At 57.6% G+C, this 18,621-nt stretch carries 20 protein-coding genes; 8 read left to right on the forward strand and 12 right to left on the reverse strand.

All coding sequences use genetic code 11. The features are described 5' to 3' along the window. Positions 1–42: 42 nt before the first annotated feature. The 4 genes from QXU72_03125 to QXU72_03140 all read right to left on the reverse strand — a co-directional run bounded on the left by QXU72_03125 (position 43) and on the right by QXU72_03140 (position 2,081). The gene (locus tag QXU72_03125; GenBank protein ID MEM0494247.1) at positions 43–384 is read right to left on the reverse strand and encodes a PadR family transcriptional regulator; all 342 of its coding nucleotides are present in this window, start codon (positions 382–384) and stop codon (positions 43–45) included. Between the two features lie 68 nt (positions 385–452). After that, on the reverse strand, positions 453–854 hold the full coding sequence (locus QXU72_03130; GenBank protein MEM0494248.1) for a type II toxin-antitoxin system VapC family toxin: 402 nt from the start codon (positions 852–854) through the stop codon (positions 453–455). Continuing rightward, positions 836–1,045, reverse strand: coding sequence for an antitoxin VapB family protein (locus QXU72_03135; protein ID MEM0494249.1), 210 nt, complete (start codon positions 1,043–1,045; stop codon positions 836–838). The genes QXU72_03130 and QXU72_03135 overlap by 19 nt, the downstream gene beginning before the upstream one ends. Positions 1,046–1,175: 130 nt before the next feature. Next, a complete protein-coding gene (locus QXU72_03140) occupies positions 1,176–2,081 on the reverse strand; it encodes a zinc ABC transporter substrate-binding protein (GenBank protein ID MEM0494250.1) in 906 nt (301 codons plus the stop codon). Between the two features lie 127 nt (positions 2,082–2,208). On the opposite strand from QXU72_03140, the gene QXU72_03145 reads away from it, so the two are divergent. The 4 genes from QXU72_03145 to QXU72_03160 all read left to right on the forward strand — a co-directional run bounded on the left by QXU72_03145 (position 2,209) and on the right by QXU72_03160 (position 4,679). Next, positions 2,209–2,952, forward strand: coding sequence for a metal ABC transporter ATP-binding protein (locus tag QXU72_03145; GenBank protein ID MEM0494251.1), 744 nt, complete (start codon positions 2,209–2,211; stop codon positions 2,950–2,952). Beyond that, positions 2,953–3,762, forward strand: coding sequence for a metal ABC transporter permease (locus tag QXU72_03150; protein ID MEM0494252.1), 810 nt, complete (start codon positions 2,953–2,955; stop codon positions 3,760–3,762). Then, positions 3,759–4,145: a hypothetical protein gene (locus tag QXU72_03155; protein MEM0494253.1), complete on the forward strand. Its 387-nt coding sequence runs from the start codon at positions 3,759–3,761 to the stop codon at positions 4,143–4,145. The genes QXU72_03150 and QXU72_03155 overlap by 4 nt, the downstream gene beginning before the upstream one ends. A 135-nt stretch (positions 4,146–4,280) precedes the next feature. Further along, complete coding sequence (locus QXU72_03160) at positions 4,281–4,679, forward strand: NifB/NifX family molybdenum-iron cluster-binding protein (protein ID MEM0494254.1); 399 nt, start codon at positions 4,281–4,283, stop codon at positions 4,677–4,679. A 24-nt stretch (positions 4,680–4,703) separates the two neighbouring features. Here QXU72_03160 and QXU72_03165 read toward each other — a convergent pair whose 3' ends face one another. Next, on the reverse strand, positions 4,704–6,599 hold the full coding sequence (locus tag QXU72_03165; protein MEM0494255.1) for a phosphoenolpyruvate carboxykinase (GTP): 1,896 nt from the start codon (positions 6,597–6,599) through the stop codon (positions 4,704–4,706). A 161-nt stretch (positions 6,600–6,760) separates the two neighbouring features. Between QXU72_03165 and QXU72_03170 the strand changes: the two genes are divergently transcribed. The 3 genes from QXU72_03170 to QXU72_03180 all read left to right on the forward strand — a co-directional run bounded on the left by QXU72_03170 (position 6,761) and on the right by QXU72_03180 (position 9,316). Then, complete coding sequence (locus tag QXU72_03170) at positions 6,761–7,852, forward strand: DUF711 family protein (protein MEM0494256.1); 1,092 nt, start codon at positions 6,761–6,763, stop codon at positions 7,850–7,852. Between the two features lie 209 nt (positions 7,853–8,061). After that, positions 8,062–8,706 (forward strand): nucleotidyl transferase AbiEii/AbiGii toxin family protein, encoded by a 645-nt coding sequence (locus tag QXU72_03175; GenBank protein ID MEM0494257.1) that lies wholly within the window; start codon positions 8,062–8,064, stop codon positions 8,704–8,706. A 13-nt stretch (positions 8,707–8,719) separates the two neighbouring features. After that, a complete protein-coding gene (locus QXU72_03180) occupies positions 8,720–9,316 on the forward strand; it encodes a hypothetical protein (protein ID MEM0494258.1) in 597 nt (198 codons plus the stop codon). A 467-nt stretch (positions 9,317–9,783) separates the two neighbouring features. Here the strand turns inward: QXU72_03180 and QXU72_03185 are convergent, their stop codons facing one another. The 5 genes from QXU72_03185 to QXU72_03205 form a co-directional block, all read right to left on the reverse strand. Next, positions 9,784–10,830, reverse strand: a complete 1,047-nt coding sequence (locus tag QXU72_03185) for an ATP-binding protein (GenBank protein ID MEM0494259.1) — start codon at positions 10,828–10,830, stop codon at positions 9,784–9,786. Between the two features lie 169 nt (positions 10,831–10,999). Further along, complete coding sequence (locus QXU72_03190) at positions 11,000–11,164, reverse strand: hypothetical protein (protein ID MEM0494260.1); 165 nt, start codon at positions 11,162–11,164, stop codon at positions 11,000–11,002. 273 nt (positions 11,165–11,437) lie between these two features. Then, a complete protein-coding gene (locus QXU72_03195; GenBank protein ID MEM0494261.1) occupies positions 11,438–12,796 on the reverse strand; it encodes a hypothetical protein in 1,359 nt (452 codons plus the stop codon). Between the two features lie 23 nt (positions 12,797–12,819). Then, positions 12,820–14,436 carry a MoxR family ATPase gene (locus QXU72_03200; protein ID MEM0494262.1) on the reverse strand — a complete coding sequence of 539 codons (1,617 nt, stop codon included), beginning with the start codon at positions 14,434–14,436 and terminating at the stop codon, positions 12,820–12,822. Positions 14,437–14,472: 36 nt separating this feature from the next. After that, positions 14,473–15,597 (reverse strand): radical SAM protein, encoded by a 1,125-nt coding sequence (locus tag QXU72_03205; GenBank protein MEM0494263.1) that lies wholly within the window; start codon positions 15,595–15,597, stop codon positions 14,473–14,475. 201 nt (positions 15,598–15,798) lie between these two features. Between QXU72_03205 and QXU72_03210 the strand changes: the two genes are divergently transcribed. Continuing rightward, positions 15,799–16,092: a PaREP1 family protein gene (locus tag QXU72_03210; GenBank protein ID MEM0494264.1), complete on the forward strand. Its 294-nt coding sequence runs from the start codon at positions 15,799–15,801 to the stop codon at positions 16,090–16,092. Between the two features lie 130 nt (positions 16,093–16,222). Here the strand turns inward: QXU72_03210 and QXU72_03215 are convergent, their stop codons facing one another. Then, positions 16,223–16,792, reverse strand: a complete 570-nt coding sequence (locus QXU72_03215) for a hypothetical protein (protein ID MEM0494265.1) — start codon at positions 16,790–16,792, stop codon at positions 16,223–16,225. Positions 16,793–16,801: 9 nt separating this feature from the next. Next, complete coding sequence (locus QXU72_03220; protein ID MEM0494266.1) at positions 16,802–18,469, reverse strand: AAA family ATPase; 1,668 nt, start codon at positions 18,467–18,469, stop codon at positions 16,802–16,804. Positions 18,470–18,621 lie beyond the last annotated feature (152 nt).

An 18,621-nucleotide genomic window follows, 5' to 3' on the forward strand; every position in this document is an offset into this window, starting at 1 on the left:
GCCCCAGCAGCTGCGACGCGCTGGCAGCTTGCCGGGGTGCACTCAGAAGCCTCCTGGCTCCAGGCCAGCCACCTCCACGAGTCTTCTCGTAAGCACCTTGAGGTGGGTGAGCCCCTCTGCGAGGAGCTCTCTACCCTTCTCCGTTACTCTGTAGTACTTCCTCCTCTCCACGAAGTAGCTCTCCACGAAGCCCTCGCTCTCGAGCCTGCTGAGAACCACGTAGGGCAGCACTTTGCCAGGCTTGAAGCCGAAATCCCTCTCTATCGCTTTCACGAGGTCGTAGGGGTAGCTATCCCCCCGGCAGAGCTCCGCCAGAACGTAGAGCCAGAGGTTCTCTACTCCCAGCTTTCTCTTCAGGCGGGCAACGGGTGGTGGAACGCTCACGAGAGGTGACGCTTACGCATGTATTTAAATCGCAAACCTTTGCTCCGGCCAGCTGCCAGGGGGCCCCCTCAGCCCTCCCGCCTCCCTGTGAGGCTGCCCGCTAAGCTGATAGGGTGCAGCTCCAAGCCGAGGGGTCTGAAACGCTCAAAGTGCTTAACGTTCCTCGTGAGCAGGGGCAGCTTCCTGGCTATCGCTACCGCAGCGACTAAGAGGTCTCTATCGTCCACCAGGAGGCCGGCACCGCGCAGCTTCCTCCAGATCCCCGCCGCTCTCTCGATGATCTCGTTGTCGTGGTAGATTATGGTGAACTCCTCTTCGAGAAGCTTCTTCGCCTCAGCAGGGTCCCTGGTACCGCGAGTGAACTCGTAGAGCGTGATCTCCGAGATGAACCACTGCCCTTCGGGCAGCTCCGCACGCCTCCTGACGTAGTCGATCAAGTAGTCTGTGTCTACTAGTACTCGCGAGCCCACCTCCTCACCCTGACTTCCTCGAACTCCGCTTCCAGAAGCTCGCCCAGCCTCTCCCTGACTCTCTCCCTCCTCTCCCTCAGCATCTCCTCCGCCAGGCTGCGCAGGAACTCTTCCCACGTCTTGCCCCCCTTCAGCTTCTCGAGCAGCTCCTTCGTCTCTGCAGAGACCGTGATCGTCGTCACTCTACCCATAAGCCTCAATTATCGCGCGCCAGCACCCCATATAAGCATTACCAAGCTTGAAAAAATTAAGTTTAGTTAAAAAATTGAGAAGAAACCCGCAATTGAGGCGCCGAGCCCAGAGCGGAGACCGCTCGCGAGCTCAACCCCCTGCGCCGATCCTGCCAGCTACCTTTCCCACTTCCTCCACAGCTTGCCTGATCTTCGAGAGCGTGCTTTGAGGCGCGTCGCCGGACGGCACGTAGATGATCGGCACACCGTACTTGCTCGCCAGCTCGCTCGCCTTACGGCCCAAGGGGGTGTCCTCCCTCCCAGCCACCGAGACTATCAGGGCCACCTCCCCCCTGGAGAGAGCCCGCTCAACAGCCGCTATGTCTTCGGGTGAAGCAGGGAGATCATGCTCCTTGATGAGCAGGTACTTTACTCTCACCCCCATCCACTCTACAGCGTACTGAACCACAGGGGATAGAGCGACAGCTGATGTGTTGAGCCGCGGAGCCTGAAGCATCAGCCTGGCCACCTCCTCCTCGACAGCCTTCTCCCGCGCTCTGTACACTTCGGCGCAGCCCGGCCGAAGCTTCACCATCGCTTCGACCAGGAGCTTCAGGAAAACTCTGAAGTTTTCAGGGTCGTAGATAGGCATGTGGAGGTTCGGTAGCCCGGTTGCAGGGTTCTTAGCTATCCTCAAGCCCGGAAGCTCTGGGATGACTACGAGCACCCCTTCAAGCTCTCCCCTGCTCGCCATTTCAGCGATTCTCTCCTCGAAGGGCGCGTGGCCCGTCGAGACGATGAGGTTGCTGCTCTTCAGGAGTTCTACATCCTTCGGCGAAAGCTGGTACTCATGAGGGTCCACGCCCGGCGGCGCGATCGAAACGACAGCATCACCCTCGCAGAGAAGCGCTTTCACGTCCTCGTAAAGCGAGGGGAAGGTCACAGCGACCCTGAGTCCCCCCACCCCCTCTCGGGGCGGTGGCGGCGCGAGGTAGAGGAGCAGGCTCAGCGCTACTGCAGCTGCAGCTAGCACTGCGAGGAGTACCCTTTTTCTCATACAGGTCGAGGATCATTCTTCTCGAGGGATATAAATCTTGTGCACACCTTCTCGGGAAAGCCTTCCCAGAGCTGTGCACAGAAGGTAAGGTTTATACGTGATCCCGCCAGTTAGCAATGTGCCTGGTGTGCACAGCCCGTCCGTAGCTGTTGAAGAAGTCTCGTTCGCCTACGACAGCGACGCGATACTCGCGGGTGAGAGCTTCAGCATAGCGGGGCCAGGCCTCGTCACAGTGCTGGGGCCGAACGGCTCCGGAAAAACGACGCTGTTCAAGCTGATACTCGGTATCCTGAAGCCCTCGAAGGGCCGCGTCCTGCTCAACGGGGAGGATGTGACGGGCGACCCCGTAAGAGCTGGTGTGCACGCGAGCTACGTCCCGCAGCTCTCAGCGGTGAGGAAGGATATCCCGATGACGGGTCTAGAGGCTGTAGAGGCGGCGATCGCTACACGCTTCAAAGGCTCGGAGCGTGCCGCGCGGGCGCTCGAAGCGCTAAAGGCTGTGGGGGCTGAGAGCCTCGCCTCTAAGAGGCTGAGCGCGATGAGCGGCGGCCAGCTGCAGCGCGTGCTGATTGCCCGGGCGCTAGCCAGGAGCACTCCCATACTCCTCATGGATGAGCCTCTCTCCGGCATCGACCCTAGGGGGAGGGAGGGCTTAGTGGACCTCATAGCGGAGCTGTCTAAGAGCAAGCTGGTTCTCGTCACTACTCACGACCCGGTGCTGTTCCTCAGCAGGAGCAAGACCATCATCGTGTTTAACAGGGGGGTTAAGGCGGTGGGGAGCCCGAGAGACGTCTTCAAGCTCGACCTCCTCAGAGCTGCCTACGGGTCGGACGTCCTCCTGATCGAGAAGTGCCTGCACGTGGTGGCGTAGATGCTGGCCACGTACATCGATCCGCGCTGGGTTCTCGTGATGCTGGGGAGCGCTGCCGCCTTCGGCTCCCTAAGCCCGCTAATCCAGGCGAGAAGGCTCAGCTACTTCGCCGCATCGCTGCCGCACTCCGCTCTCCTCTCGGTCACGCTCGGGTACATAGCCTCCGTAGCGGTCGGGGGGCACCCGGCTCTCTGGGCCGTAGCCTTCAGCCTGCCGCTCTCAGCCATGCTCATGTACTTCGTCCACAGGGGTGTCAGCGAGGATAGCGCGACCTCGGCTTTCGTGGCCTTCACCGTCTCCGGGAGCGTGGCTGCGGTCTACTACGTTCTCACGAACTACCCGGCGAGAGTGAGCCTGTGGTCCTACATCCTCGGCGACCCGCTGCTGTCCACGTGGGAGGATGCGGCCATAGCGGCCGCCATGGGGGTTCTCACGGTGGCTCTGACGAGCAGGCTCATCCTCGTAGAGGTCAGCATAGGGATGGATAGCGAGTTCGCGGCATCCTCGGGGATCAAAGTGAACCTGCACAACTACCTTCTCGCTTCCCTGCTGACGGTGACCGCGGTCGGCCTGCTGAAGATCGTGGGCTTCGTCCTAGAGCACGTCGTGCTCCTCATGCCCGGTGCAGCCGCGGCAATCATCGCGAGAAGCGCGAGAGAGTTCTATCTGCTGAGCGTAGTGTTCTCGCTCTCGGCGAGCGCTCTCGGGCTAGCCCTCTCCATCCTGCTGAACATCGCGCCAGCAGCGATGACGGGCTTCGTGCTGCTCGCCTTCTACCTCGCAGCACTCGCGCTGGGTGGTGGGAGGTGACCAGGAAGAAGAGGTTCGGCGTATCGCTTGACAAGGAAACGTTCGAGCTGCTCGACGGGGTCGCGAAGGGGCTGGGGGTAGACCGCTCGAGGCTGATCGCGCTAGCCACTAGAGAGTACCTGGCAGGGCAGCTGCACTTCACCAGGCCTCACGAGTGCGAGGGAGTGCTGATCCTCAGCTACTCTTCAAGCGATAAGAGCGAGGTTGACGAGCTTCTCGAGAGCAGCGGGCCGCTCATCGTGAGCCGCTCCCACCTGCACACCAAGGCCGGGTGCTGCGTCGAAATGCTCTACGTCCGGGGCCCCTCGGACTCCATCTGGAACCTCCACGCGAGCGCTAACAAAGTCTGCAAGGAGTGCCGCTACGTGCCGGTCTGCCTCTAACCCGCGGAGCCCAAGCTCCGCGGGCTAGCGGAACCCAAGCCTCTTCCACCCCGAAGTGTCCCTCACCCCTTCTCGCAGCGCACAGGGCGCGGTAAAGCTAATTAGCGGCTCCGCGCCCGAGAGGGGGGTGAGGAGTTGAAGAAGAGGATAGTTTTCCCAGCTGAGGAGAGCAGGGGCCTCGACTCGAGGCTCTCAGAGCACTTCGGGAGAGCCCCCTTCTTTATCGCTGTCGAGCTAGACGAGGACGGCAGCATCTCCGAGGTGGTAGAGAGGGCTAACAGAAGCGAGCACTTCGGGGGGTCGGGGCGCCCAGTAGATTTCGTGCTACAGCTCAAACCCGACGTCGTGGTTACCCACGAGATAGGGCCCGGGGCGCTCAGCACCCTTAGGAGCGCGGGGGTTCTAGTCCTGAGGGCAGCTGGGAGCACAGTCAGGGAAGCTATCGAAGCGTACAAGCAGGGCTCCCTCAGGGAAGTGACAGAAGACTACAGCCACCACCATCACCACCACTTTCATCACCACCATCACCACTGAGCTTGCGGAGCGCCCGCGGTCGCCTCAGGAGCGGTCGAGGGTGAACGGGTCGATACGCTCGCCGTAGCGCTGGCGCGCTTCCTCCAGCCTCCTCTTCTGCTCCTCGAGGATCCGGAAGAGTAGGGGAGGCGTGTCGGGTATGCCGCGGTATATCGAGTAGACGCGCTCTATTTTAGCGAGGTGCTGCGGCACCCTCACGGCGAAGAGCTCCCTGTAGAGCTCCTCGCTGAAGCTCTTGCCGAGAACCTCGTCGAAGAGCTTTCGGAGGTCCTCGTACACCGGGATGAGCCCGGCAGGCGTTCTAACGGCACCCAAGTCGCCGTGGCAGCGCAGCTCTATCCACTTCAGCCAAACCTTCTTGTCCAGCTTCTCGGTGAGGTAGCGGCCATCCCTACCCCTCAGGAAGTAGTTCACCGCGAAGATACGCGGCGCGGCTCTAAGCTTCTCAGCAAACCTGAAGTGCAGCTCCGTGAAAGCCCCGGGGGAGATCGAGAGGAAGTCGAGGATCGCGTAAGGGTTGAACTCCATCTCCCCCGCCCTCCCGAGGACAGCCGCGGTACGCTCCGACTCCAGGGATGCGCCCATCGTTACGATACCGTGGAACCAGTCGAAAGCCTCCTGCACTGGAGGCCACGTGTCGGGATCCCTGCCGCCGAAAAGGAAGCCTGAGACGGGGACACCGGCCGGGTCGTCGATCGCCGGGTCTACGCTGCCCAGGTGCCGGATGCTGACCGTGAACCGGCCGTTAGGGTGCGAGGGCAGCACCTCCCTCCCGCTCTCGTCGAGCTTTCCCGGCCACCAGGGGCCAGCGTAGTTCACCCCCCTCCGGGGGCTGCTGGGCTTGCCGCGCCACCAGACCTCGCCGTCCTCCGTCAAGAGGACGTTAGCGAAGATAACCTCGACGCTGGGGTCCGTCAGGATCCGGTATATGTCGGGGTCGTCCCTCGGGTTCACGTCATCGATTATCCCGAACATCCCCACTTCCGGGTTGATAGCTCTCGCCACCCCGTCAACGCTGTGGATGATCGCCAGGTCGTCTCCCACAACAGTGTCCGCGACCATCGCCGTGGAAGTCTTGCCGCAGCCCGCGGGGAAAGCGCCCGTGAGGTACGTCACCCTGCCCCCCGGGCCGCGCACCCCCACGATGAACATGTGCTCCGCGAGCCACCCCTCCCTGAAGCCCTTGTAGACCGCCAGCCTCAAGGCCAGCTTCTTCAAACCCACGGTGTTGCCCGCGTACTGGGTGTTCACGCTGTAGGTAGCGTTCCCCTCCAAGTCGATGTAGATTCTCCTCTTCTCGGTGCTCCGGCTCCACCCGTTCTCGTCCCTCTCGCCCGCGGAGTGCACGAAAAGCATGTACTCGATGTCAGCGCGCTCGGTGAACTCCTCGTAGCAGCTGCGGTACAGGATGTCCTCGCTGTGGATCACGTAAGCCGAGTCGGTGATCTGCACCCCGTACAGCGAGAAAGGAGAGCCGCGGGGCCCGTAGAGGTAGAACGAGACGAACATCTCCTTCCCGCGCATAACCCCCCGCATAAGCTCCGCGAGCTCCCGGAGGCCCGCAGCCCGGTCCATGGTGTTGATCAGAGGCACGCCGCGCCCTCCCGGCACCAGTATCCTCGTGTTCACCTTATCCCTAGCCAGGTCCCTGGGCCCGTCGAAGTGCACCGTGTGCAGAGGGATCCTGGACGGCAGCTCCTCACCCCTCTCCAGCGCCCTCCTCCTCACGTACTCCCTGTCCGCAGGCGACCCCGTGTGGACGAAAAGCGAGCTGGGCTCAGCCACCGAAGCCACGATCGCCACGTCCCTCAGAAGCCTCTCGCTCCGAACGCGGAAGAGCCTCTCAACCTGCTCCCGCGGCTCCAGCCTCTCGAGAACACCCCGGTAGTCGTGGAGCTCGACCAGCCTCAAATCCCCCACTCACCGCTTCAGCTTTCCGCGCATGCTAAAAAATCTTCAGCCGACTTTTTACTCGAGTAGCCTCGCAGCCCGCTTAAAAGTAAAGAGCTTTAACCAGGCCGGGCCTCCGAGGGCGCGCGGCGCAGAGCCTTAAAATACCTCCCCCGGCTTTAAGGGCGCTCGTGTACCGCTTCCGAGCGCTAGCCTACCACGCGCCGCTCCCCCGAGGCGACCTCGACAGCTACATCTCGCAGCTGAGGGTCGGCGAGGCCGGGGAGCTGGCGCGCGAGCTCTCCAAGAGGAGGGAAGTCTGGACGGTCCGCGCCGTCTCACCCCCCGCTCGCGAGGCTGCTGAAGCTCTCGGGGTAAGCCTCGAGAAGTACGTGGAAGCCTTCTACGAGGAGGCTAGGAGAACCGCGGGCTACGTAGCCTTCCCCCTCTCGAGCCTAGAGCCCAGCCTTCTCGCCGAGCTCGCGGCAAGCTACGAGCGAGCGTACTTCTCAGCGCCCTACAGCACCGCTCTCGAGAACGCGATCGTGGAAGCGCTGCGCAAGCTACCCGAAGAGGCAGGCTGGGCCGCTGGCTCCAGGTTCGCCGTAGCTTTCGGCGGAGCGCCCGTGACAGCCTACTTCCCGGCCACCACGAGCGAAGGGGAGGGCTTCACCCTCAGCCTCCTCTACCCTAACCACGTCGCCGAGGAGCTCGAGAGAGGCAAGAGCCTGCCCGAAGCGCTGCGCAGCGTAGCGCTCGAAGCCTACAGGCTAGCCCACGAGGCGCGCGAGGCAGCAGGCTCGAGCCTGAAGCTGCTGGGCATCGACCTCTCCCTCTCGCCCTGGGAGAGGGAGAGCGTCGCAGCCCTCCTCGAGAAGCTCCTCGGGCTCCCCCTCTTCAGCCCCGGCACCCAGGGCGTGCTGCACCTAGTCAACACAGCGCTCAGCAGCACCGCCTCCACGCTCGAAGCAGTAGGCTTCAACGAGGTAATGCTCCCTCTAGCAGAGGACGCGAGGCTCAAAGAGCTCGCCGCAGTCGGCCAGCTGAGGCTTCGAGACCTCGTCGCCGCCACATTCACCTGCGTTGCAGGCCTCGACATGGTCCCCATCCCCTCCACAGCCGAGGACTCCATCCTCAAAGGGTTGATGAGGGACCTCGCCGCAGCCCACGCCGTGAAGAACCGGAAGCTCGGAATGCGGCTCATCCTAGTAGACGCCGAGCCCGGCGAAGAAGTCGACCTAGGAATGTTCGGCAAAACCCCCGTCCTCGACCCCCTCCAGTGAGCACCGAGAGCAGGCAGAGCTGAGAAGCCGCGCAGCCCCAGGCCGAGACAGCAGCGTGAACCCACCCCAAGGCGCTCACTCCGAGATGCTGCCGGGGCAGAGCTCCCGCCCCAGAAGCTCAGCGAGCAGCTGCCGTAGCGCGGCGCCCCGCTACCGGTCGGTTTATGGTGGATTAAGGTTATATACTTTTGTAACCTAAGTCTGTGGAAATGGCTTCCAGGATCCCGCTCATCCGCATTTTGAGAGGAAAGATGCTGCGGATAGCTGAACTCCAGGACGCTGTGATCGTGGAGCTTTCCAAGCACGTGGATTTCGTCCTGAGGGGTGGTACAGCTGTCTGGAGGGTGTACGGTGGTAAGAGGTTCTCTTACGACATAGACCTCTACTGCCCGCAGCCCGAGAGCATACCGGAGGTGCTCTCCAGGAGCTTCAACCTCCCCCACTCCAGCACGGTGCCCGGATACTTATACCTCCGCGTCAGCGATAGAGAAACTGTGGAAGTAGAAGCTGCACGCCCCTCAAGAGAGGTGGATGCAGTGGAGGCGGAGTACTGGCTCGTGGATGGGACGAAGCTGGTTGTCAGAGCCCTCTCCCCCTGCGCCCTGCTCGAGGAGAAGGCCTCAGCCTACCTCGACAGGCGTAAAGCTAGGGATCTCTACGACGTCTACTACATGCTGGACTTCTGCGAAGACACGGAGAGAAGGAGGAGCGCCGCCCGACCCCTCCTCGCCGCGCTCGCCGAGCCGCCCGGGGATTACAGCCTCCTGGACGAGCTGATCCTCGCCGGTAGGGCTCCCAGCTTCAAGACGGTTGTAGAGAAGGTGAGGAGAGCTGCCTCGCAGGAAGTACACTAGGCAGCTGGAGCTGCTGCGCAGCTCGACACTCTTCACGTACAGGGCGGTGGAGTCGATCGTAGGGAGGAGCTACGCGAAAACCTTCATCTACAACCTGAAGAAGAGGGGAGAGGTCGTCGAAGTCTTCAAGGGAGTCTACTCCTTCAAGAAATCCCCCTACCTGGCGGTGAAAGCCCTACCGAAAGCCTACGTCGGGCTAGGCGCGGCCGCCTTCCTGCACGGAGCCTGGAACCAGGTGACAGCCGTGGTCATCCTCTCACCCTGCGTCTCGTCAACCGTGAGAGGTGGAGTGCGCGAGATTGCAGGCTACAAGGTTATCCTGAGAAAGATCTCGGAGAAAATGTACTTCGGCTACACGTACATCCCTGTCGAGGAGCTGGGCGAGGAAGTGAGGGTTTCAGACCCCGAGAAGACGGCTATCGACCTAGTCTACTTCAAGCACCCAGCCCGCTACGAGATAGTACCCAAGCTGCTCGAAAAATCAAGCTGGGAAACGCTGAGCAACTACCTCAACATCCTCAGGGAAAGAGGGGTGAAAAGCTGGAGAAAAACCTCGAGAGAGCTGCAGGAGCTTCTCAGAGAGCAGCCGGCTCGCCGAGAGCAGCGGTGAGAAGAGGCTCAGGCCCCAGGCCTTCTCTACGATCAGCCTGCAGAGAGCAACCGCACCCCCAGACCCCCAGGAAGCCTCAGCGCGCGATGCTCGCCTAACAGAGAGTTACCTTCAGGGCCGCGGGGCGGAGCCGGGTCAGATCGGCGAGACCCACTGCAGAGCCGGACGAAGCCGGCAAGGTCGCCGCCAGGAAGAGAAGCGCTGCGGAGAGGCTCCCTGCAGCTCCGCTCGCTAGGGGTCACGCCCCGGCCGAATACTACCCCGGATTCGTGCCAGGGACAGGCAAGCGTGCCAGCTTAGGCCAAGCCTCCGCCGCTAGAACCGGGAAACCCTCCAGAGCATTGATCCTGGCCCGATCGCGGCACTCGCCGCAGCCACGCTAATCAAGAAGAAGCTCCCGCGCGAATCATCAGCCTAGAGGCTCAGATCCTACGGTAGGGCAGCCGGTCTGCGGAGCACGAAGCCCGCTACCAGAACCTCCTTATCCCGTGCTCTAGAACCGGGTCAGCGATCCTGTAGCCGCCCACCCCCTTCTCGAGGAAGCCCGAGTCGACCAGGTTCCCGAGCATCGCAGCCAGAGTGTTGCTGGGGATCCGGCCGAGCCTCGCCTCCACCCCCCTCCTCACCTCGGACCACCTGGCCTCCCCGAGAGCGGCGACAACCCTGAGGATCTCCCTGTACCTCCTCTCACCGGGCCCGTAGATCTTCAGCGCGTGCTCCAGCTCGCTCAAGGCCAGCTGGGCCGCCCTATCCAGTATCCGGTCGATCGGCTCCCCACCCGTCACCGTCGCGTAGCCGAAGTAGGTGAGCCACCCTATCACCCCATCGAACCTCCGCACCGCCTCCTCGACCAGCTCCTCCGGCACCTCTACGCCCTCTTGCTCGAACCCCTTTCTCAGGAACTCCCGGGCCCGGTCCGCCGGCAGCCTACCCAGCTTAACCTCCACGTACGGCCTACCGTAGAGCGGGGCCTCAGCATCGTTCAAGCGGAGGAACCTGTAGAGCAGGCCGACCTTCGAGCCCGAAACAACCACCTTCACGTCCAAGTGGTCGTAGATGTAGGCCAGCAGGGAGTCAAACCTGTACCCCGACCTCCTCAACTCCTGCGCCTCATCGAGCACCAGCACCTTACCCTCAAGCCGGTGGAGAATACCGAGGAGAGTTTGCTCACCCCTACCCCCCAGCCTCACCCTGAAACCTCCCACCCCAACCTCCTCGACATCGCTCAGAATCCTCCGCCCCCAGCTCTTGCGCTCCAGCTCCCCAGCGAGAAGGCTCAGAAACGAGCTCAGCGAGATCATCCCCTCAGGCAGAAGGCGGCAATCGATGAAAACGCTCTCGAAAGGCGCCTCACTCAGGTAGGTGAGGATGAGGGAAGTCTTCCCGTACCTACGGAGGCCCGTAACCAGCACCAGCTTACCGCCCCTAACCCCCCGGTCCAGCGCCTCCAGCTCCCGCTCCATATCGAAGAAATCCTCCCTCCTCCTCTTCGGCTCAGGAGAAAAGTACCCCAAGCTACCCCCCTAACCAAGTCACCCCCCTAACTTAAAAGCCTACCCTCAGGCGGGAGACCCGGCGAACCCGCGCGGAAACCATTAAGCACCACACCACGCCCACCCCCGCTCCGCCAGGAAAAGCCCAGAGAAACTGTAAGATGCAGACTAGACTTCAACCCCCAACCGGCTACAGCGAAACACGCACAGGAAGGAGACCCTTCAGAGCGCCCACAACCTCCCCGCCCAGCCTCTGAGGACCAGGCAGCACCCGAACCCCAAGCCGCTCAAGCGCATCCCTCGAGACAAGCCTCCAGCCCATCGAGTACCCAGCAGAGTACTGGAGGCCCGTCATGCGTGGCTGATACTCGTTCGAGCGCTGTGCACCAGTTCGATGTCCCTCGGCTTCACAACACTCACGATCCTTTTCAGCTGGTAAGGGTAGTAGTGGCCGGAAACCCTCATGGCGTAGCTCTGAACACCTAGCTTGGTGAATCAGTTCATAAGTGCACTGTTCTCTCCGACTTTTGACTCATCAGTGATAGAGAGAAAATCTGAAATTATTAATAGAGAAATTAGTATAAAAATACTTCTGAAAGCTTTCTTTGTATTAGAAATATATTAATGATCAGTCAAGGAGCACATTAAAGATTTTTTTGAAAGCTTTTTTAGCGTTTTCAGCACCTTTATGATTTGGATCAGCACACACGATTGCTAACATTTTTCCATTAGAATCTATTTCAATTAAAGCTCCCCCGCGCTCGCTGATGCTCCGATAGAAACTCAGGTGCTCTTGAGCTTCTTCATCTAGTTCCTCGCTCTCCAAAACTGAGTGGTTTGCACTTTCTTTAGATGTGTTCCAGACTGTAGGACTCACTATTATTACGCAATCGGCATAGAATTCATAAAGATATGATAAGGCCTTAAATCGCGAAGCAGCAAGGTAGCTTAGTCTCCTAGTGTACTTATAGTCTACAACTACTAGGTTCTCTTTACCTTCAATTTTCATTAATAAAATTGTATCGGGAAGGCCGCCCAATTTCTTAACCAAGGCCTGATCTATGCCATTGCTCAGAAGGCCGAAAGCCTTCGCTGTAGCAAGTCTTGAATTCACGTCCTGAGGTAGCGCGTTGTACGATATGTGAACGCGTTCGTTTCCCCGCTCAAGTGTGAGAACTCTGAACTCCTCACTCACATTTATCTTCCATGACTCGTCGTAGATTTTTTCCAGTAATGCTTCGAGGAGGAGGGTAAAACCGTAGAGCTCATACAGCTTACTCACCGGCAGCTTCAACGCTAACCTTTCTCCGAAGTCTCTTGCGTTCTTTTCTATTATGTGAACGTTCATACGCAGCTCTCTACGTAATTTGAGTAGAGGGCGGTATGCGCGGTACTCACGCGGTCTCATAACTGCGTTGAGGCGCACCCTAGCTTCCAGTTCGTTAAGCAGCCTTTCATCGCCAGCGATAACGCTAGCCTTTGGAATCAACTGCCGGAGTAGGGGTTCGTTTAGCAGATACTCATAGCTTGAGATGGTCTCGATTAATCGTTTGACGGCTATATCGACCAGTGGGTTACTTCCAGTATGTCGTGTACTGAGCAAGTTTTGTAGTATCCTTTTCAAGCGAGTTTCAATTTCAATTATCGTGGCAGCAAGTAGAAAGTTAGCGGGAGTCTCGTAACTCACCCTTGTGGTTTTTACCGGGACTGCGACGGGTAAATGCCTAGCCGCTAACTGGGTGTTGACTCTCCCAGCAATTGTATCAACATTAACGAGCATTAGTTCTTCAGCCATAAGGACTTGTAGTCTTTTCAAAGCCGATTTGACGGCTAATGTTAACTCCCTAAGCGTTTTCTGCGCTCTAACGACGTCTGCTACGCTACCCGTAATTACGAGATCGTCGCTGTAGACGCGTAGTCGTAACGGCTCGGCTAGCTTCAGCCTGCTGTAGAGGGAGAGGAGCGTTGTGAGAACGTAGTTTGCCATGAAATTAACTTCTGAATTTAATTTCATAGTTCTCTTAACATATTTATTTCTTTAAGGTAGAAACTATCAAAAGTTCTAACAGATTTTCTTAGATCTATCTCGTTTAGAATTTTTCTTATATTCTCTAAGGCGGAAGTAGGCAATCCTTCGAGTTGAGGGATCACTATCATCGCTACAGCATTATCAAGAGCCTCATCCTTATTAATCCCTTGATTTTCTAATTCACTTGCAATCTTTGCTACATCTATTAGAATTGCGACACCCAACTCGAGCCCAGCAGCTCTTAGTTTGCTATTCAAATCGAGGATACGTTCAATGATTCCAGCATCTTTACAATATAATCTCAGAATCTCTTGAATCTTGCTTGAATCTGGATTGCTTACCTCAATTACGGCAAAGCGCCGTAAGAGGGCATAACCTAAAGTGAAGAGGTAACGTCTATCATAGAGATTCATTGTGGCAATTACTCGAAGGTTCTCAGGAACTTTAAGCATATTGTCCTTCGAGTAGACTTCAAGCAGTAAAGAACCCCACCTATCTATTTTGCCGTCTCCCGCGTATGACCGCATCTCCTCTATGAGACTCTGAGGCACTCTCCACTCTTTCGGATCAGCGGTGCCAAATATTGTAAAAAACTCGCCAAACGCTCTATCGAGGTTAGCTCTGTTAATCTCATCAATAAGTAAGATCGCTCCATACCCGTTGCTTTCATGACAGCGAGCTATGGCTTCTAGCAGAGCACCGCATTTCCATACGACGTTACCACCAATGAACACGGGGCCGCCTACAACGTCAACCCTACTCCACTCACTTGTTGCCGTCTTCTCAACAAGCGGCACTTTATATATTTCTGCTAACATTTTAACTAGAATTGTTTTTCCAGTGCCAGGTGGTCCTACGAGTATAACGTGCTTCCCACTTTTAAGCGCGGCGATGAGCTCATACAGTACATCCTGATGGATTACTAACCCTTTATTCCGCAGCCCCTCTTCAATCTCTTCTACTCTTAATCGATCCAACCAGCTGACAGGTAGAGGCTGAGGACCGGTCGGTGGGGGTTGGCTAAGACGTTTCTTTAACAGTTCTCGGAGTTTATTAACTACAGCTATGTCGACTACGTGCTGAAGACCGCTTACAGCGTAATTCCTAAGCAAGCTAGTAAGCTCCTCATCCCCCCTCCAGGCTCCCGTACGGATAGACTCGTGAAGCCATAGAATCTGCATTTTATACCTGAACGGAAACACTACTTCACCTCTCCTCCTCTCCTCGGGCCAAAATAGGTTGAGAAAATCGAATTCACATTCGATAACCAAACCTGCTCCAATGATTCCGCTACCAGTTACGTAGAAGAGCACTACGTTCGGTTTATCACGCATCAAAAGAATACCTTCAAAGAGCTTAGCAGAGGAAGTTCGAACTCCTCCAGCTTCTTCGAATATTCCCTGGAACTGTTTCTTATCGATCCTTGAGCCCCAATAAGTGTGGTTTTCCTCGTATTCTAGGGCATACCTCAAGCTCCATTCCCAGTGCTCACGAGACCCGGCAGAGACCCAAAAATCAGCTTCGTCAAGCATCGCTCCGGGGTCTTTAAGCCACTTATCCAGTTGGTGACTAGGGATAGCAGAGCGGAAGTGAACCACACCAGTGTCTTTAAAACGTTAAAATAAATATTTTTCTTAGCCTAAGATCCTTTGAAGTAGTTCTTTATTTGCCAGCGCTTTATATACTAAATGAAAGTGTTTTCTTAGCTTTCTTCTCGCAGCAGGAAGCGGTAAATGTTCCACATCTTCGGGCTGTATGTATCGGTAGCCGGGCTGAAAACCATGAAATTGTTCACGCAGAGTAACGCGCATAATTCTTTCACGCAATAGATGGATGCCGCAACAGTCCGGCGCCGTGTTTAGGTCAAAAAACCCCTCTCTGCATAAACCAATAGTAAGTCCCCTTCTCGATAGTCTTTCAACAGCAAGTTCGTAAATGCTCCGTCTCCACTCTCGTCTTGGATGCTTGTGTGCCCCCCATGGGTACAGCTCCCAAAGGGCTGGATTAGTTAATCTTGTGAAATCAAGTTTTGGCATCACAACTTTGAAGCACTCAAGATCTTGCCAGCTCAAAATCCTCAATGCTTCGAGAATCACGTGTTTAGCTCCAACTGAGCGCGCTGTATCCGCATACTCTTCCAGGAATTCTGTGCTCGAGTTGAGATAGGGGATTAGCGGCTGCAGCCTTAAGACCACGGGGATCTGCTCATCTGTCAGCTTCTCTGCCGCTTTAAACCTCTCCGATGGAGGAGGCGCCCCCCTCTCCAGCTTTCTTGCAACTTCATCGTTCAGAAAGGCTATACTCAGTTGGACGATTGCTAGCCCCTCGCCTACTAGCTCCTTCACAGCGTCAAGCCATGGTCCCCGGGCTATCAACGTCGATTTCGTGCAGATAATGAGAGGGATTTCCAGCCTCTTTGCCACCTTCATAACCTCCAGTGCGATACCCAGCTTTTCCTCGATTGGTGGAAGGGGGTCAGTTAAAGCCGATAACCTGAACGGGGGCAGAGGCACACCTGAGCTGCGCCACTTCTCTAACGCTGCGCGAAGCAGCCTGGAATAATTCGTAATGGCTTTGAAACTTCTTCTATACCCAGGAAGAAATTTTGTATAACAGTATGAGCAGGAGTGTTGACACCCTATGTAGGGATCCAGGCGAAAGATGGAGTAGCAGAAGCACGACATTATCAGACCGGCGCCGATCACTAACTCTCCATCAAGCTGATCTCTCAGCACCGCGAATCCCTCATCATAAAACATGTACTCTCATTAAACTTAGCTAATCTTTGCTTAAAAGGCAGAAAGGCTTCGTTACGCTTTAAGCGTGCACTGTGGACGCGGTGGATTTTAAGTGCCCCCTACAATACCTCGCTAGGTTCCAGTGTTTGCTATTGAGTTCAGATCGCAGGTGAGGCGTCAGGCGAAGAGTTCAGAGGTTTCCACCCGGAGCGGGGTACGGCGTTGTCGAAGCACCTAGAGGTCGCGTGGAGCTACTACGGGAGGGCGGTGAAGCTCCTGTCGGAGGGCGACCCCTGCGACGCGGCCGAGAAGGTCTGGGTTGCGGTGTGGCACGTCACCCTGGCGCTCGCAGAGAAGTACGTGGGATCCACGAGGCCGCCGGAGGGAGTGACGTGGAGGGAGTTCGTGGAAAGCGCGTCGATGGGAGCTGGCTTGGGTGAGTGGGAGGCTGCAGAGAGGGGGGCCTCGAACCGGATGAGAGGTGTGCTCCGCGATGGGCAGTTTTCCGGGCCGTGACGACCGTCGAGCTGTACGGTGGGAAGGAGCTGCGAGGAGCTTGGGAGCAGGCTGGTTTCACTTCAGCTCAGCGCTGCTTATCACTGCTGTTAGCTGCAGGGGGCTCTTTGGACTATGGGGGTTTGTGGGTTTACGCTCGCTGCTGGCAGCCTGTTTTCGCGACGTCTACTATGCGGGCCAGGTAGCCCGGTAGGGCTCCGTGCCTCTTTATGTATTCGAGTGTGTGCTGCGTCAGGAGTGTGTGGAATCTGCTTTTCCTGTACTCTCCCCCTCTTCTGCCTAAGCGCCTGTTGATCAGCTCGATGGCTTCGTCGCACAGCTGGAGGGATGAGCTGCCGGCGATCTCCATGGCTTCGCAGAGCCATACCTCGTGGCAGGGCTTTGAGGGAAGCTGCTTCACCTTCCTCTTGTCAGCGCCGCTGAGGTTGGCTAGGTGCCTTTGAACGTGCTCCTCTGTAACTTCCCGTTCGAGGTCGTACACTATCAGGATGAGGTTGTAACCCTCCTTGAGGGCGCCCTCCACGTACCTGGCGAGCTTGTTGTCGCACGCGTTGACTGGCTGCGAGATCCTGTACTCGGCGACCGGCCACTCCACTTGCAGGCCCTGCTCCTCTCTTAGCCTCGATAGCAGCTTGAAGAGCTCGTCAAGCGCCTTCCTCGCGTAGGTGTTATCGATTACGATGTACAGGTTGCAGCGCACCCTTAACCCCTACTCGAGCTTCCCCAGCATTAAGCCGGAGAGGAGGGCCTCGCTGGTGGTGAGCCCCAGCTCGGCCAGCCAGCTCTTCAGCTCTTCGGGCGACTTAGCTCTAAGCGCCCTTGTTTCGCCCCTCTCCCACTTCAGGAGGACGAGCTCGTCCAGCCTCTTCAAGTAGTCCAGGACGACGGGCGAGTGCGTCGTGATGACTGCGTACGCGCCGCTGCTCCTGACCTCGTCGAGAAGGAACTGCTGGGCTAGGGGGTGCAGGCTGTTCTCGAACTCGTCTATAGCGATCACCGAGGGCTTCGAGAGAAGGGCAGCTTCCACGAGCAGCGCTTTCAGAGCGCCGTCGGGCTGCGAGGGCGGTAGAAGCTTAACCCCGTCGACCTGGATCGAGATGTAGACTCTCCCGTCGTCGGTGACCGGCATGCCCAGCTTCACCTCCTCGCAGCCCTCGAGAACGTACTCCAGCGCCCCTTCGACCTCCCTCGGGACCCTACCCTCTGTGATTGTGTAGAGGTAGGGTGCGAGGTTCGACCCGTCGCTCTTCAGCGCTTCCTCCCTGGTGAGAGGCTGTGGGGTTTTCAGCTCGGAGGACTTGACTCCCCGCAGGACGACTACCCCCTCTATGAACTCCCAAACCCCCACCGCCGCGCCAGTGATTGCCACAGCACTCTCGAAGGCACTCATCCTCGCCACCTCTGCTAAGGCTTTCAAAACCAGCCCCCCGATGCTCTCAGCTCCCTTAGAAAGGTCGGGAAGCTTCGCGTTGGACCCAAGATAACTGATCAAGGTCTCTTTCCGCTTCTCCAGCGCCTCATGGATAGAATCTGTGATCATTTCTTGGAAGATATCTATTAGAGTATCATACCAGTTAATACTTTTCCCAAATCTGTCGTAGATGTACGCCAGCGTTTCAGTTAATAGCTCGCTGTATTCGATTGTCGGGCGATACACGCTTCTGAACCAGTCCTCGGTGCACAAGGATTCCACAATCCCCACTACTCGGCGGTAGAGCTCCTCCCGGTCTGGAGCATCAGCGCTTAAAGCTGACTTCATCTTAAGGATAGCATTTTCCAGCTTTAGAAGTTCGCAAAGGTTAATGTCGATGGAAAACTTTTTCTTCGCAAAGGAGCCGTCAACGCTCAATGACCCTGCCTTGAGCTTGAAGACCTCGTCCTCGGCTGAGAACTTGTGGCGCCCATTCAGGGAGACCTCGTAGTAAACCGATAGCTCGTTCGCGCCCAAGAATCTTAGCGCCCTGCCGAGGAGCTCCATGAGATCGCGCGCTGATGAGCGGACCTCCTCCTCAGTGGTTGCTTCCAGTTCTCTGTCCCGCTCTGCGGCTCTCAGCTTCTCTTCGAGCTTCTCTCTGCTTAGCTTCAGTTTCAGCCCGATGGTGATGCTTCTGGTTTCGTCGTGCTGGTAGACGACGTTCCTGTAGCCCCACCACTTGGAGAAGGGGTTAGCTGTGCGGCCTCTCGCCCACTCCTGGACGTCCTTGAGGAGCTCGAGGGCTTCCACGAGCGCTGTCTTGCCTGAGCCGTTGGGCCCGGCGACGACTGTCACGCGCGTGGGGAAGGAGAGCTCGAAGCTTCGAAGCGACTTGAAGTTTCTAACCACGAGTTTCTCGAGCTCGAAGAGTCTCGCGAAATCCCTCAAGCTGAACTTCTCCATGGCCTCTAGGAAACCTGGGTAGCTTCGCATATATAAGTTGCAGCCGTGAGCAGCTCTCTCCGCTTCTGTCGGGGCCGTGTGGAGTCGAGTTCATGACGGTGCCGCTGAGGGAGTGCCCTGTTTTCCGGTGATGGCTCCGGCGTCCCGCGGCA

Origin of the sequence: Thermofilum sp., from assembly GCA_038741495.1 — an archaeon.
Lineage (GTDB): Archaea > Thermoproteota > Thermoprotei > Thermofilales > Thermofilaceae > Thermofilum.

Coding starts and splice junctions, on each gene's coding strand:
- QXU72_03135 (MEM0494249.1), bottom strand. CDS start 1,045: ATGGGTAGAGTGACGACGATCACGGTCTCTGCAGAGACGAAGGAGCTG.
- QXU72_03140 (MEM0494250.1), bottom strand. CDS start 2,081: ATGAGAAAAAGGGTACTCCTCGCAGTGCTAGCTGCAGCTGCAGTAGCG.
- QXU72_03150 (MEM0494252.1), top strand. CDS start 2,953: ATGCTGGCCACGTACATCGATCCGCGCTGGGTTCTCGTGATGCTGGGG.
- QXU72_03175 (MEM0494257.1), top strand. CDS start 8,062: ATGGCTTCCAGGATCCCGCTCATCCGCATTTTGAGAGGAAAGATGCTG.
- QXU72_03190 (MEM0494260.1), bottom strand. CDS start 11,164: ATGACGGGCCTCCAGTACTCTGCTGGGTACTCGATGGGCTGGAGGCTT.
- QXU72_03195 (MEM0494261.1), bottom strand. CDS start 12,796: ATGGCAAACTACGTTCTCACAACGCTCCTCTCCCTCTACAGCAGGCTG.
- QXU72_03205 (MEM0494263.1), bottom strand. CDS start 15,597: ATGTTTTATGATGAGGGATTCGCGGTGCTGAGAGATCAGCTTGATGGA.
- QXU72_03220 (MEM0494266.1), bottom strand. CDS start 18,469: ATGGAGAAGTTCAGCTTGAGGGATTTCGCGAGACTCTTCGAGCTCGAG.